The sequence below is a fragment of the Tenacibaculum aquaeponti genome, assembly GCF_057221555.1.
The window spans coordinates 3,261,820-3,276,758 of the sequence record NZ_CM170147.1 but is presented as its reverse complement, the minus strand read 5'-3'; the positions used below and the strand labels follow the sequence as shown (position 1 = coordinate 3,276,758).

Here is a 14,939-nt window from a genome sequence, read left to right as displayed (position 1 = left end):
TCCATTATTTGAAGAAACTATCTACAAATTCGTATTTATTAAAGACTTGTAAATCGTCTATTCCTTCTCCTACTCCAATATATTTTACTGGAATTTGAAATTGATCTGAAATTCCAATTACAACTCCACCTTTTGCTGTTCCATCTAATTTAGTAACTGCCAAAGAAGTTACTTCTGTTGCTTTTGTAAATTGTTTTGCTTGTTCAAATGCATTCTGACCTGTTGAGCCATCTAAAACTAATAACACATCGTGTGGAGCGTCTCCTACAACTTTTTGCATTACACGTTTAATCTTCGTCAGCTCATTCATTAAGTTTACTTTATTATGTAAACGTCCGGCCGTATCAATAATAACAACATCTGCCCCTTGGTTCACTCCTGACTGTAAAGTATCAAAAGCTACAGAAGCAGGATCTGATCCCATTTCTTGACGAATAATAGGAACATCAACTCTGTCTGCCCAAACCTGTAGTTGATCTATTGCAGCTGCTCTAAACGTATCTGCCGCACCTAAAACAACTTTTAAGCCTTTCTTTTTAAACTGAGATGCTAACTTACCAATAGTTGTAGTTTTGCCCACTCCATTTACTCCAACAACCATTAAAACATATGGTTTTTTATTCTCTGGAATTGTAAAATCAGTTTCATCTCCAATATTCGTTTCAGAAAGTAAGCCTGCTATTTCTTCACGTAATATTTTATTTAATTCTTCGGTTCCTAGATATTTATCTTTAGCTACACGTTCCTCAATTCTTTCAATAATCTTTAAAGTAGTGTTAACTCCTACGTCAGAAGATACTAAAATCTCCTCAAGATTATCCAACACATCATCGTCTACCTTAGATTTTCCGGCAACCGCTTTAGACAATTTAGAGAAAAAACTTTCTTTAGATTTTTCTAATCCTTTGTCTAAAGTTTCTTTTTTCTCCTTCGAGAATATTTTTTTAAAAAAACTCATAGTTAACAGTTATAATCGTAATAGTTTGGTGTAAAAAATCGTACCAGTATTAAAATACAGCCAAAATGTCATTTTATTTTGCTTTATACCAATACATTTTCTTCAAAAATACATCTTTTTAGCATATACAAAAAAAGCTACTTTCGTAATGAAAGCAGCTTTTTCGTAAACTGTATACAAGAATTACTTTTTTGCTAAAAAGTCGTTAACTTGTGTAGGATCCATAATAGACTCAACAAAAGTATAAGCACCAGACTTTGGCGATTTTACCATTTTGATAGCCTTAGTTAATCTCTTAGAACCTGTTTGTAACGTTGCTACTGATTTCTTTGCCATGACCTACTTATTTTATTTCTTTGTGAACTGTCATCTTCTTTAAGATTGGATTAAATTTCTTTAATTCCATTCTATCAGGAGTATTCTTTTTATTCTTAGTTGTGATGTAACGAGAAGTTCCTGGTTGACCAGAAGCTTTATGCTCAGTACATTCTAATATAACTTGAACTCTGTTTCCTTTTTTTGCCATCTCTCTAATACTTTATCTAGAAGTAATTACTTAGTTAAGAAACCTTTTTCTCTAGCTTCCTTAATTACAGCTGTAATTCCTTTTTTGTTAATGTTTTTTAATGCAGAAGCAGATACTTTTAATGTTACCCATTTATCCTCTTCTGGAATATAGAAACGCTTAGTCATTAAATTAGCGTTGAATTTTCTCTTTGTTCTGTTTAAAGCGTGAGATACATTGTTACCTACCATCGCTTTTTTTCCTGTTAATTCACAAACTCTAGACATCTTCTTGACAGTTTTTGTTGTTATTTCTAAACGAGGTGCAAATATACATATTTTAAACTCAATAAAACAAACTATATAACATTAATTTTACATATTCTTTTTCAACAAGAGCTCTAGAGCCTTATTTACGGTTTTATTTATTACTTTTTCTCTTGGTTGCCCAAAATTAAATTCATGAACTTCAACTTGTTGTTTTGAAGCTATACCTATATATACAACACCAACATCTTTATCATTATGATCTGTTGTTGGTCCAGCATTACCTGTAATTGAAATTGCGTAATCTGTATTTAATTTTTCTAAAGCTGATTTCGCCATTACTTCTGCCACTTCTTTACTAACTACAGAAAAATTATCAATTATAGACTTTGGTACATCTAATAGTTTTTGTTTTAACTCAGAAGTATATACTACAAAACTACCTTTGAAATATGCTGATGAACCAGGAACTGAAATTAAAGATGATGCTATTTTGCCTCCTGTCATACTTTCTGCTGTTCCAATTGTCTTGTTTTTTTCTTTTAAAGAATTCCCTACTAATTTTTCAATTGTTAATCCTTCATCTAATCCAACAATAATATCTGAAATTAAAACTGACAACTTTTTTACTTCTTTATCCAAAGTTTTAGTTACAAAGTCTATATTATCTCCTTTAGCACTTAGTCGTAATCTTACTCTTCCAAAAGATGGTAAATACGCTAACTTAATATGATTTGGTAAATTATTCTCGAAATCTTCGATTTTTTCTGCAATTACACTTTCTCCTTGCCCATAGGTTTGAATTGTCTTATGTAATATATATGGTAACTCAAACTTTTCTTGAATTCGAGGTAAAACTTCATGAGTCATTAATCCTTTCATTTCATAAGGCACTCCTGGTAACGAAATAAATACAGTCTCGTTTTCATAAAACCACATTCCTGGAGCTGTTCCATATCTATTAGGAAGCAACGTTGCTTTTGATGGTAAATGTGCTTGGTATTTTTGTACTTCATTAAAAGGATGATTCACCTTTTTAAACAATCTCTTAATATTCTCTATAACTTCAGGATATTCAACAATTTCATTATCATTAAAGTATTCAGCTATTGTTTTTTTAGTTATATCATCCTTCGTTGGACCTAATCCTCCTGTTATAATGACAATATCTACTCTATCTTGAGCTTCTTCTAAAGCGTTTAAAATATGCTGTTTTTCATCTTGGATTGATGAAATTTGATATACTGATACTCCAATCTTATTTAACTCCTTCCCTATCCACTGTGAGTTTGTATCTACTATTTGCCCTATTAAGATTTCATCTCCAATTGTGATGATTTCTGCTTTCATATGTTTTTATTCTATTTTTGATTTTCAGCAAATTGTATCCTAATTATTTATTAAACTTAGTTGTTTTCTTGTTTCGAAAACATTTCAAGAATACATTTGCAATCAACCAAAGACAAAAATACTCACATATTTTCTAAACGTTTTGTAAAAAATGATTAAAAATCATAAGTAGTAATGTAACTGAATGTGATGTAAATAGTCTTTTCTGAAAAACCAATAATGAAAAACAACTTTGCTTTAATTACGGGAGCTAGTCAGGGACTAGGTTTGGCCTTAGCTAAAGAACTAGCTAAACAAAAATTCAATCTACTTTTAGCTGCGCTTCCTAATGAAAATTTAAGTGACACTTCTAAAAGAATAGCTAACGATTTTAATGTTACTGTTGATTATTTTGAAGCAGACATGACAGAAAAAAGCAATGTTATAGCGCTTGGTGAATGGGCTAATAATTATAATGTATCTATTCTTATTAATAACGCCGGAAGTGGTGGTTCGAAACGTATTACTGAAGTTTCCTTAGAATATATTGAGAAGATTATTCAATTGAATGTAACATCAACTTCAATGCTAACAAAACTTTTACTTCCTAATTTAATCGAAAGTAAAGAAGGATATATTATGAATATTTCTAGCATGGCAGCTTTTAGTCCGATGGGATATAAAACCGTTTACCCTGCATCTAAAAAATTTATCGATCATTTTTCAATGGGACTAAGAGAAGAATTAAAAGACAAAAATGTTTCGGTTACTGTTGTGTATCCTGGACCAATGAAAACAAATGATGAAGTTACTTCACGAATTGAGAGTCAAAGCAAATTTGTAAATCTTGGTGTAGTTGAACTTGATGAAATTGCAAGAATGAGTATTTCTAGAATGTTTAAAGGGAAAAGACGTGTTGTTCCTGGCCGATTAAACAGAGTTAGTAAATTTATTTTAAGCGTTTTACCGTCTAACACTAAAATAAAGATGTTAAGTAACGCCATGAGAAAAGAAATTCAAGCCTAATGAAAGTTTTAGTTACTGGTGCTAATGGTTTATTAGCTACAAATATTATCGCAGTTTTACTTGAAAAAAAGTATCGTGTTATTGGTTTATTACGAAATGAGAACAGTTTTGCTTTACCTGCTCATGAAAATTTAAAACTTCATGTTGGTGATATTACCAAAAACGAATCTTTTGAATCTGTTTTACCAGGAGTTGATTGTATTATTCATGCAGCTGCTCTTACCGGACAAGACATTATAGATTATAATGTATACAAAAACGTAAATGCGACAGCTACAGAGACATTATATAAAAAAGCGTTACAGCATAATATTAAAACCTTTATATATATAAGTACAGCCAATTGTTTTGGTTTTGGAAGTTTAAATGATTTGGGAAATGAAAAGAAACCAATTCGCTTTCCTTTTTCTAAATCATTATATGCAAAAAGTAAATTAGAAGGACAAGAAAGGATTCTTCAACTTGCAAAAGGTAATTCTGAAACAAAACTTGTAACGTTAAATCCAACTTTTATGATTGGATCTTATGACACAAAACCTAGTTCTGGAAGATTAGTTTTAAGTGCACACAATAAAAAAATTATTTTTTACCCTCCTGGAGGAAAAAGTTTTATTAATGTAACCGACGCCGCTAATGCCGTTGTTAACGCTATAGATTTAGGTAAGCATTGTGAGAGTTATATTTTATGTGGAGAAAATTTAAGTTATAAAGAGTTTTATAAAAAGGTTACACTCCAACTCGAACAAAAATCATCTTATGTAAAAATTCCTAAGTTCTTGTTATATGGTATTGGTTACTTCGGAAATTTATTGCGCTTCTTTAAAGTTAAAACAGATATTTCCTTAACTAACGTTCAAACACTTTGCGTGAATAATTATTATTCGAATCAAAAGGCTAAAGAGGAATTAAAACTTGAACAAAACCCTATTGAAAACGGAATTTTAGAAGCTATTAAATGGTTTAAATTGGATTAACCTTCACCTATCTCATTTATAGCTTCTTCAGCTTCAATATTTTTCCCTTTTAACCAGTTTTTCTCCAAAATAAAATGTAATAAAATTGAAGTTAAAACCCCTACTAAAAACGCAATAAGCCTATGTGTTTCAATATCTATATTATTTGAAATCTCACTAAAAAAGGCATATAAAACAGCGTTAACAAGAACTACTCCTACAAAAGCTATAATACCAACTAAAGTATAAACCCATTTATTTTTTTCATATTTCTTGGCAAGCCTATAAAAAGCCCAACCTATAGTTATTAGAATTATGATTAATAAAATGGTTATTAAACTCATTTTACTTTAATTTGAAATGATTGTTTTCCATCTATAGTACCAGTTAAAATATCATTTTCTTCAACTTTACCAACTCCTGCCGGAGTTCCTGTAAAAATAAGATCTCCTTTTTTCAATGTGAAATATTGAGAAACATATGCAATTAATTCATCGATCTTCCATAACATTGAAGATGTGTTTCCGTCTTGAACAACCTCTTCATTCTTTTGTAATTGAAATGATAAATTTTCTAAATCGAAATCTTCTTTTGGAAAAAACTGCCCTACAATTGCACTTCCGTCAAATGCTTTTGCTTTTTCCCATGGCAATCCTTTTTCTTTACATACAGCCTGAACATCTCTGGCTGTAAAATCTATCCCTAAACCAACAGTATCATAATATTTATGAGCAAATTTTGGTGAAATATGTTTTCCTACTTTATTAATTTTTACTAAAACCTCTACTTCGTAATGAATCTCATTAGAAAATGGAGGTATAAAAAAGGGTATGTTTTTAGGAAGTATTGCAGAATCTGGCTTTAAAAAAATTACTGGACTTTCTGGTTTTTCATTCGCTAATTCTTCTATATGCTTTGCATAATTTCTACCAATACAAATTATTTTCATGTGGTTTCTCTACTTAATTTATATAAATACTATTCTCCAGATTCTGGAAAAACAATAGCTCTGTTATCTGAAACAATGATTTGATGTTGTAAATGACACTTTACAGCTTTTGCCAAAACTAATCGCTCAACATCTGCTCCAATTTGCTTTAGTGTTTTCGGAGTACTTTCATGAGTAATTCTTTCTACATCTTGCTCTATAATTGGCCCTTCATCTAAATCAACCGTTGCATAATGCGCAGTTGCACCAATTAACTTCACACCTCTTTCATATGCTCTTTGGTATGGGTTTGCTCCTTGAAAAGCTGGTAAAAAAGAATGATGAATATTGATAATTCGCTGTGGATATTGATTAATAAAATCTTCTGAAAGAATTTGCATGTAACGCGCCATAACAATTAAATCTACATTATGTTCAGATAATAATTGAATTACTTGCGCTTCTTGCTCAGCCTTTGTTTCTTTTGTAATTGGCAAATGATAATAAGGCACACCGAACATATCGGCTATCGGTTTTAACTTATTATGATTACTAATAATTAAACTGATATTACAATCGATTGTTCCTTCTCTTTGTCTTTCTAACAAATCGTATAAACAATGACTTGTATGAGAAACTAGTATTGCTACATTCTGTTTTTCACTATCGTAATGAACCGACCATGTACAATCTAAAACTTTCGCTAGCTTGGAGAATTTATCTTCTAGATCTTTTTTAGAAATCCCAGCATCTTCAGCATCTAAACGAATACGCATATAATAACGATCTGCAATTCCATTTACATACTGCTGACAACTTAATATATTAAAACCTTCTTCATAGAAAAATGAAGTAAACTTTGCGACAAGCCCTTTTTGATCAGGACATTTAATTAGAAATGTTACTATTTGCGATTTCATCAAAAATAATTATTCCTCAAAATTATTAATTTCTATTTTCTTTTCTCTACTATTTTTAATTTCCTTTTCCAATATGCAATATAAAATGATCCGATTATTGTTGGAACAATCCAAAAAACGAAACTTCCTAATCCAATTCCTGCGACAATAAAAGCAGTTACAGAAGCAATAAATGCTCCAACCATTTTGCTTACGTGATTAGACAACCAACCGTTATTTCTAATCTTTTCAAACTTCCTGAAGAATAAAAAATCTCCGATAGATAACGACACTCCAAAACCTCCAAAAAACACAAATAATAGAAAGCCGTTTCCAACAGTTAATAATCCATAAGCTCCAAATAAAATCATACCAGCAGAAATAATTAACATAAAAGCGGATACCGTTTTATCTAAAGTGTTTGCTTTTTCTTTAGTTTTTGATTTGAAAGACAACATTAGTTTACCAGAAATTACCAAATACACAGTAAACAAACCAATTAAAAAGAGAAAAGGATTTTCGTGATTAGGAAGGCATGCAATCACTAAAGAAATTAAACAACTTGTAATCATACTAATTGAAAAAAGTTTTCCTAATTTCTTATGATTGGTATTTCCTTTTTTTACAAGAATACTACCTAAGCCAGATATTAAACCCAAACCACCAAAAAAAGCGTGTATATAAATAAAAATCTTAACTGTTACTTCCATTATTGTTTGATTAATTTTCACCAAACTTAACTGAAGGAAAAACAATTAAGATTTTTTTATTACCGAATTGATTAAAATATAGGATGATTTGTTATTCTCCTAAAATTCTATCTACTATGGAATCCATTTTTTCTCAAAACTTGGCTTTCTTTTTTCTAAGAATGCATCTCTTCCTTCCTTAGCTTCATCTGTCATGTAAGCTAAACGAGTTGCTTCTCCAGCAAAAACTTGTTGCCCAACCATTCCATCATCTGTTAAATTCATAGCAAACTTTAACATCTTGATTGATGTTGGTGATTTTGCTAAAATTTCTTGAGCCCATTCGTAAGCCGTTGACTCTAATTCATCGTGAGGAATCACTGCATTTACCATTCCCATTTCATAAGCTTCTTGAGCAGAATAATTTCTTCCTAAAAAGAAAATTTCTCTTGCTTTTTTCTGCCCTACCATTTTTGCTAAATAAGCAGATCCGTAACCTCCGTCAAAAGATGTTACATCAGCATCTGTTTGTTTAAAAATAGCATGCTCTTTACTTGCTAAAGTTAAATCACAAGTTACATGAAGACTATGTCCTCCTCCAACTGCCCAACCAGGAACAACAGCAATTACCGCTTTTGGCATAAAACGAATTAATCTTTGAACTTCAAGAATATTTAAACGATGATAACCATCTTGTCCAACATAACCTTGATGACCTCTTGCCTTTTGATCTCCTCCTGAACAAAAGCTCCAAATTCCATCTTTAGTAGACGGACCTTCAGCAGATAATAAAACAACACCAATTGAGGTATCTTCGTGAGCATCTCTAAAAGCGTCTAATAATTCAGCTGTAGTATGTGGCCTGAAAGCATTTCTAACATTTGGTCTGTTAAAAGCAATTCTTGCCACACCGTTATGTTTCTTATACGTGATATCTGTATATTCTTTTGCAGTTTTCCAGTCGATGTGCATCATAATTTGAAAAAAAATTCGTTATTTAGGAAAGCAAAAATACTATAATTATAGTTTAGTAGTTCAGTACTAAACAAGAAACACAAAATATGTCGATTAAAAATTTACTTGTATTAACTATCTTATTTATAAATCTCACTATTTTCTCACAAGGAATTACAAATAAAAAAGTAAATTCTGTTGAGTTTAATAGAGATCGTAATATTAAATTATATGTTCCTGAAGAACATGATCGTGATACGATTAGAAAATATCCTATTGCAATTGTTTTAGATGACGATTACCTTTTTGATATTTATGTTGGTAACTCTAAAATATATGCTAATGCAGATTTAACACCGAAACAAATTGTTGTTGGTTTAGATGTAGACTCAAGAAAAAACCAAGATGTTTCTGTAGTTACTAAGAGTGGAAACTTAACCTCTAATGCGAAAAAGTTTTACAACTACATCAAAAAAGAACTGATTCCTTATCTAGAAGCAAATTATAGGACTTCTCCTTATTTAACGATTGTTGGAGATCAGGATGCTGGTAACTTTTTACTTCATTATTTGAAAGAGAAAAATCCAATTTTTAATGCTTACGTTTCTATTTCTCCTCGACTGACTGATCAAACACTTCGCTTGATGAGTACTTTTGATTTGAAACGTTTAGATGAAATTGATAATCAATTTTATTTGTATGTAAGTTCGAATCCATACGAGAAAAAAGAACGTAAAAATTTACACGAACAATTAAAAACAGGTTTAGAAACTTTAAAAACAGAAAAACTTCATATTGCTTTTAATGATTTTAAAGATGAAGCCAATAAACCAACAGCATTAGTAAAAGCTTTACCTGATGCTTTTAGTAATATTTTCGGGTTATATCCTAGAATTTCAAAACAAGAATACGAAGAGAAAATTAAAGATTTAGAACCTTTAGATGCCATTAAATATTTAGAAAAAAAATATTTAGATATTGAATACTTATATGGAACCAATTTAAATGTTCGCTTTGAGGATATTTACGCTATCGAAGGTATTGTAATAGATAAATTAGATGGTGATTACTTGAGGGTTCTTGGAGATTTTGTAATGATTAAACATCCTGAATCTCATTTAGGAGAATACTATGTTGGAAAATTTCATGAAACTGGCAAAAATTACGAACAGGCTCTTTTCTATTACAAAGAAGCATATGGAAAGATGGAACTTTCTGACCGAAATGCTGAAGCGTTCTATGAAAATATAATTCGTATTGAAAACGCCATGAAAAATGCTCCTAAAGAAAATAATTCTCCTTTAGAGGATGATCCTAAAGAAGAAGAAGAAGAAGAAGACAACGAAGAAGATAATAAATAAGCCCATTACTTTTTTAAAAAAATAAAAAGGAGAGTACTCTATACTCTCCTTTTTATTTTTACATATTGTCTCGTCCTGAAATAGCGTTACACAAATTTGTAACCTTATGAACGACAACATTTACCGCAAACGTACTCAGAAAGATTATACGATGAGTTTTAAACTTTCGGTTGTATCGGAAGTAGAAAAAGGCGAATTAACCTACAAACAAGCTCAACTTAAATATGGGATTCAAGGAAGAAGTACTGTTTTAGTATGGTTGAGAAAATATGGTAACTTTGATTGGACTGATCAAACACCATCTAATATGCCAAAATCACCAGAACAAAAATTATTAGAGTTAGAGCAAAAATTACGTCAATTAGAAAAGCAAAACAATCGTTTAAAAGCTCAAGCAGCAGCATCAGAGAAGAAAGCGATACTGTTTGATATGATGATTGATTTAGCTGAGAAAGAGTATAATATTCCTATTAGAAAAAACTCCAAAACCGAGTAATTGATATGTTTGTTTTACAAAAGAAAGAAAGTATTTCTTCTACCTGTAAATTACTTGGGTTTAGCAGACAGGTCTATTATCGAGCTAACTATAGAGTTAAGAAATCTCAATCAATAGCCAATAAGGTTGTTGAATTGGTTAAGCGTGTAAGAATGGAACAACCAAGTATTGGGACAAGAAAACTGTATTATCTTCTTTCGGAGGAATTAAGCAGTTTAGCTGTTGGAAGAGATCGATTATTTGATATTTTACGAGCTAATAAACTATTGATAAAACGACAAAAGAGTTATCACATTACAACCAACTCTCATCATCGTTTTAGAAAACATACTAATCTTATTGAAAATCTGGAAATAAATAGACCAGAACAAGTATGGGTAGCAGATATTACATATTTAGGCAATCGTAAGAACCCTATGTATTTATCATTAATTACAGATGCATATTCTAAGAAAATCATAGGATATCATTTGGATAAAACTTTAGAAGTAAGCTCAACGGTAAAAGCCTTGGAGATAGCTATGAAAAATAGAGTATATCCAGAGAAGGAACTTATCCATCATTCAGATAGAGGATTGCAGTACTGTAGTAACATCTATCAAAATATTTTATCAAAACATAATATTAAATGTAGTATGACAGAATCATACGATCCATATCAAAATGCGATAGCTGAACGGGTTAATGGAATCTTAAAACAAGAGTTCTTTATTGCTACCACAAATCTAGATATTAAGATAATGAAGAAAATAGTAAAGCAATCAATAACTATTTATAACTCTAAAAGACCGCATTGGTCATGTCATTTTAAAACTCCTAACCAGGCACATCAACAAAATAAAATGAAGATAAAATCATATCGAAAAAAAACATCATCTAAAGCTATAGCTTTAGATGATGTTTAATATATTTAATCAATAAATAACTGTAACGGTTATTTAGGACTAGTCATATAATATAATCAATTACTTCATTGGTATCCTCCAAGAAACTCCTGTACTTACGGTTAAAAATTTATTTGCACTTATTCCATGCCCAACAAGAAAATCGATTAAAAGATTTTTATTTAACAAATAAGAGGTTCCTCCATTTACACTTAAATTAAAATTAGTATCACTAAACTTATCATAACCCCCAAAAGGCTCAACAAAAATAGTCCATTGATCATCTAAACCATAAGAAAAATTCAATGTGTACACCCCTTGAAACTGTACAACTTCACTTGTTTTTGGATTTCCTTCTCCGTCTACACCTATTCTTGTTGAAGGTTCTAAATCCACATTAACCCCAAGGTTTGCTGTAATATTTAAACCTCCATAAAATTGATGGTTAAAAATAAATAACGCTGTAGAAGAAGGTTTAATTAAAGAATTATTAGAAAAATTAAAATTTACAAAAAAAGCAGAAGAAGGCATCATCGTATCTCCTTCAAAAATATTGAATTTAGCCCCTAGATTATAAGATACTAAATCCGAGTTTGAGAAATCATAACTTACCCCTCCATTAATCTCTATCTTCTCAGTAATTCCATATCTTAAAAAAGGATTAGATGAAAACACCTCTAAATTATCCGAATAATCTAAACCCAATTCTACTTGCCCAACATTTTTACCGACTGTAAAAACACTAATTGCGTTGCCTGGTCTTCCTGAATCAATATTTTCTTGAAATTGCGCATAAGAAATTGACAATGTAAATATCATTACAATTGTGAAAACAACATTTTTCATAACACTAAAATTTATTTCTTTTTTATTAACTTAACTCTATCTTCTAAAAACTGAATTCTTCTTTGTTTATACAAACTTCCTATAGCTTTTTTAAAAGCCTTTTTACTCATTTGTAAATGAAATTTTATAGATTCAGGTGAACTTTTATCAGTTAACATTAACTCTCCTTTCTCCTCTAATTTTCTTAATACCTTTTCTACATCTTCATCGATTACATTTTTAAACCCCTGAGGTCTAAGAGAGACATCGATTTTCTCATCCTCTCTAATCTTTTTTATGTAACCAAATGTTTTCATTCCTTCTTCTACATCAGAAAAAACTTCATTATTGTATAATAAACCTTCATAGGTTTCGTTAATTAAAACTGTATACCCAAGATCTGTTTGAACTCCGATAATTAAATCTACTTTATCTCCTTCCTGTAATTCCATTATAAATTTTTAAAATATGATTTTAATATTGTATCGTTTTTATTAGATGGTGTGAAAATTTCTAAAATCTTAGGTTTTTCACTTTTCTCATAAAAACTATTTAACTCACTCTCTACACCATTTAATGACGAAGCGCTAGAGTACTCTAAGTTATACATTTTAGCCAAATGTTCTGCTGTTAAATTGTGTGGTGTTTCAAAATAACGTAATGCATTCGTAGATTTAGGACCTGGTATAATTTTAAAAATCCCTCCTCCTGAATTATTAATTAGAATGATCCTAAAGTTTGATGGGATATAATTATTCCATAATGCATTACTATCATAGAAAAAACTTAAATCTCCAGTAATTAAAACTGTATTTTTACCGTCTACCACTGCAGCTCCAATTGCTGTTGACGTACTCCCATCTATACCGCTTGTGCCTCTATTACAAAACACTCTTAAGCTAGTATTTACATCATACAATTGCATGTAACGAATAACCGCACTATTACTGACCTGTACTTGAGACGAATCTGGCAAAGTGTCTAAAATATTTTTAAAAACCCTAAAATCTGAATATTCAGCTTTTTCAATAAAATTTTGATGCGCAATTTGTCTTTGAGTTTTTTCTTGCACCCATTTTTTTTGATAACCACTATATTCTTTAATTCGAACTTTCGTCTTTAAAGTTTTAAAAAAATCAACTGAATCTTCTTTTATATACTTTGACAAGCAGAAATATGTATCCATTTCCACCAGTTTATCTACATGCCAGTGATGTTTAGGTTGGTATTTTCTTAAAAACTGCTTTATTCTTTTAGAAATAACCATTCCTCCTAAAGAAATTAACAAATCGGGCTGTAAATCTTTAAACTCTTTTTCTTCAAGTTTAGTTATTAATTGATCTATTGAGTTGATAAATTTGGGATGACTTACATTTGAAGTAGTTTCTGTAAAAACCAAAACAGAAGTATCTTCTACAAAATACTTTAATAATTCTTGAAGACTTTCATTTGGATAATTAACACCAACTAAAATCAACTTCTTTTCTGAAGTGTTCCAAATATCAATAAGTTCAGTATCCAAGTCATATTTTTCTTTTATATTATTACTTTTTGACTTGAACTCAAAATCTTCTAATTCATTGACAGTTCTATAAATTGGTTCATTAAATGGCACATTAATATGTATTGGTCCACTTTCTGAAATACAAGTAAAAATAGCTTTTTCTACTTTTTCTTTATTATACTCTACGTTACTTTCACCTTCAATAAGATTTGCAGAATATAAAATATGATTCTTAAACACGTTTTCTTGACGAATTGTTTGTCCGTCTCCAATATCAACAAGATGTTTAGGTCTATCTGCAGAAATTACCAACAAAGGAATTCTACTGTAAAAAGCTTCAGTAATTGCTGGATAATAATTCAACAAGGCAGAACCAGATGTACAAACAATGGCCACAGGCTTTCGAGTTTGCTGTGCCATTCCTAAAGCAAAAAAAGCTGCACAACGCTCATCTACTACACTAAACGTTTCAATCTCATCAACATTTGAAAACCCAATTGTTAATGGTGCATTTCTCGAACCTGGAGAAATCACAACCTTATCAATATCATAATATTGACAAGCTCTTATTACTAACTGTGCAAGTTGTTTTTCTGGATACATTAGTCTGCAAAAATATTACTAAAAAAGAAAATCCACACTATATGTGTGGACTTCTTAATTATTTATACTAAATATTATTTAGTTACCTTTTTTGTAGTCTGCTAAAAACTTTTCTAAACCGATAGTTGTTAAAGGATGATTTAATAATCCTTCAATAGCTTTTAAAGGCCCTGTCATTACATCTGCTCCAATTTTAGCACAATCGATCACATGCATTGTGTGACGTACAGAAGCAGCTAAGATTTCAGTCTCAAACATGTAGTTATCATAAATTTGACGAATTTCAGCAATTAAATTTAACCCATCTGTAGAAACATCATCTAAACGTCCTATAAAAGGAGAAACATATGTTGCCCCAGCTTTAGCTGCCAATAAAGCTTGACCAGCTGAAAACACTAACGTAACATTTGTTTTAATTCCTTTATCAGAAAAATACTTACACGCTTTTACTCCATCAGCAATCATTGGTAATTTAACAACAATTTGAGGATGTAAAGCAGCTAAAGCTTCACCTTCTTTAACCATTCCTTCAAAATCTGTAGCAATCACTTCAGCAGATACATCACCATCAACGATTTCGCAAATTGCTTTGTAATGGTTTTTTATATTCTCTTCACCTGTAATTCCTTCTTTCGCCATTAACGAAGGATTTGTTGTAACTCCATCTAAAATACCTAGAGCCTGAGCTTCACGAATTTGATCTAAATTTGCTGTATCTATAAAAAATTTCATTGATTTTTTTGTTTTATTGTTGTGTTT

General features: G+C 30.5%; 18 protein-coding genes. 4 read left to right on the top strand and 14 right to left on the bottom strand.

From position 1 onward, the window contains the following. Positions 1-4 precede the first annotated feature (4 nt). The 5 genes from ftsY to AC2TEO_RS14940 all read right to left on the bottom strand — a co-directional run bounded on the left by ftsY (position 5) and on the right by AC2TEO_RS14940 (position 3,079). Complete coding sequence (ftsY, locus tag AC2TEO_RS14960; protein ID WP_442265581.1) at positions 5-958, bottom strand: signal recognition particle-docking protein FtsY; 954 nt, start codon at positions 956-958, stop codon at positions 5-7. A gap of 183 nt (positions 959-1,141) precedes the next feature. Further along, entirely contained in the window at positions 1,142-1,294 is a 153-nt protein-coding gene (locus AC2TEO_RS14955; RefSeq protein WP_442265580.1) for a DUF4295 domain-containing protein, read from the bottom strand. A gap of 7 nt (positions 1,295-1,301) precedes the next feature. Further along, a complete protein-coding gene (rpmG, locus tag AC2TEO_RS14950; RefSeq protein WP_013070733.1) occupies positions 1,302-1,484 on the bottom strand; it encodes a 50S ribosomal protein L33 in 183 nt (60 codons plus the stop codon). 26 nt (positions 1,485-1,510) lie between these two features. Next, positions 1,511-1,750 (bottom strand): 50S ribosomal protein L28, encoded by a 240-nt coding sequence (gene rpmB, locus AC2TEO_RS14945; protein ID WP_075344434.1) that lies wholly within the window; start codon positions 1,748-1,750, stop codon positions 1,511-1,513. Between the two features lie 87 nt (positions 1,751-1,837). Beyond that, on the bottom strand, positions 1,838-3,079 hold the full coding sequence (locus AC2TEO_RS14940; protein WP_442265579.1) for a competence/damage-inducible protein A: 1,242 nt from the start codon (positions 3,077-3,079) through the stop codon (positions 1,838-1,840). A 219-nt stretch (positions 3,080-3,298) separates the two neighbouring features. On the opposite strand from AC2TEO_RS14940, the gene AC2TEO_RS14935 reads away from it, so the two are divergent. Then, positions 3,299-4,084: an SDR family NAD(P)-dependent oxidoreductase gene (locus tag AC2TEO_RS14935; protein ID WP_442265578.1), complete on the top strand. Its 786-nt coding sequence runs from the start codon at positions 3,299-3,301 to the stop codon at positions 4,082-4,084. Then, the gene (locus tag AC2TEO_RS14930) at positions 4,084-5,058 is read left to right on the top strand and encodes an NAD-dependent epimerase/dehydratase family protein (RefSeq protein ID WP_442265577.1); all 975 of its coding nucleotides are present in this window, start codon (positions 4,084-4,086) and stop codon (positions 5,056-5,058) included. Before AC2TEO_RS14935 ends, AC2TEO_RS14930 begins: the two co-directional genes overlap by 1 nt. Here the strand turns inward: AC2TEO_RS14930 and AC2TEO_RS14925 are convergent. From AC2TEO_RS14925 to AC2TEO_RS14905, 5 genes are all read right to left on the bottom strand, one after another. Next, positions 5,055-5,381: a hypothetical protein gene (locus AC2TEO_RS14925; RefSeq protein WP_442265576.1), complete on the bottom strand. Its 327-nt coding sequence runs from the start codon at positions 5,379-5,381 to the stop codon at positions 5,055-5,057. The two genes, AC2TEO_RS14930 and AC2TEO_RS14925, sit on opposite strands and share 4 nt — an antisense overlap. Beyond that, positions 5,378-5,986 carry a fumarylacetoacetate hydrolase family protein gene (locus AC2TEO_RS14920; protein ID WP_442265575.1) on the bottom strand — a complete coding sequence of 203 codons (609 nt, stop codon included), beginning with the start codon at positions 5,984-5,986 and terminating at the stop codon, positions 5,378-5,380. Before AC2TEO_RS14920 ends, AC2TEO_RS14925 begins: the two co-directional genes overlap by 4 nt. 29 nt (positions 5,987-6,015) lie before the next feature. Beyond that, positions 6,016-6,885 (bottom strand): formyltetrahydrofolate deformylase, encoded by an 870-nt coding sequence (gene purU, locus AC2TEO_RS14915; RefSeq protein WP_442265574.1) that lies wholly within the window; start codon positions 6,883-6,885, stop codon positions 6,016-6,018. Positions 6,886-6,917: 32 nt separating this feature from the next. Then, complete coding sequence (locus tag AC2TEO_RS14910) at positions 6,918-7,574, bottom strand: hypothetical protein (protein WP_442265573.1); 657 nt, start codon at positions 7,572-7,574, stop codon at positions 6,918-6,920. Positions 7,575-7,688: 114 nt separating this feature from the next. Continuing rightward, positions 7,689-8,528, bottom strand: coding sequence for a 1,4-dihydroxy-2-naphthoyl-CoA synthase (locus AC2TEO_RS14905; RefSeq protein WP_095073879.1), 840 nt, complete (start codon positions 8,526-8,528; stop codon positions 7,689-7,691). An 86-nt stretch (positions 8,529-8,614) separates the two neighbouring features. On the opposite strand from AC2TEO_RS14905, the gene AC2TEO_RS14900 reads away from it, so the two are divergent. Further along, positions 8,615-9,868 carry an alpha/beta hydrolase gene (locus AC2TEO_RS14900; RefSeq protein ID WP_442265572.1) on the top strand — a complete coding sequence of 418 codons (1,254 nt, stop codon included), beginning with the start codon at positions 8,615-8,617 and terminating at the stop codon, positions 9,866-9,868. A 106-nt stretch (positions 9,869-9,974) separates the two neighbouring features. Then, positions 9,975-11,269, top strand: a protein-coding gene (locus AC2TEO_RS14895; RefSeq protein ID WP_442265571.1) for an IS3 family transposase whose coding sequence is annotated in 2 segments (ribosomal slippage) — positions 9,975-10,341 and positions 10,341-11,269 — 1,296 coding nt in all. Because the reading frame shifts where the segments join, the coding sequence is not laid out codon by codon here. Between the two features lie 60 nt (positions 11,270-11,329). Here the strand turns inward: AC2TEO_RS14895 and AC2TEO_RS14890 are convergent. From AC2TEO_RS14890 to fsa, 4 genes are all read right to left on the bottom strand, one after another. Then, positions 11,330-12,094, bottom strand: a complete 765-nt coding sequence (locus AC2TEO_RS14890) for a transporter (RefSeq protein WP_442265570.1) — start codon at positions 12,092-12,094, stop codon at positions 11,330-11,332. A gap of 11 nt (positions 12,095-12,105) precedes the next feature. Further along, entirely contained in the window at positions 12,106-12,525 is a 420-nt protein-coding gene (locus tag AC2TEO_RS14885) for a S1 RNA-binding domain-containing protein (protein WP_442265569.1), read from the bottom strand. Then, positions 12,525-14,180: a 2-succinyl-5-enolpyruvyl-6-hydroxy-3-cyclohexene-1-carboxylic-acid synthase gene (gene menD, locus AC2TEO_RS14880; protein ID WP_442265568.1), complete on the bottom strand. Its 1,656-nt coding sequence runs from the start codon at positions 14,178-14,180 to the stop codon at positions 12,525-12,527. The genes AC2TEO_RS14885 and menD overlap by 1 nt, the downstream gene beginning before the upstream one ends. A 78-nt stretch (positions 14,181-14,258) precedes the next feature. Continuing rightward, positions 14,259-14,912 (bottom strand): fructose-6-phosphate aldolase, encoded by a 654-nt coding sequence (gene fsa, locus AC2TEO_RS14875; RefSeq protein ID WP_442265567.1) that lies wholly within the window; start codon positions 14,910-14,912, stop codon positions 14,259-14,261. Positions 14,913-14,939 lie beyond the last annotated feature (27 nt).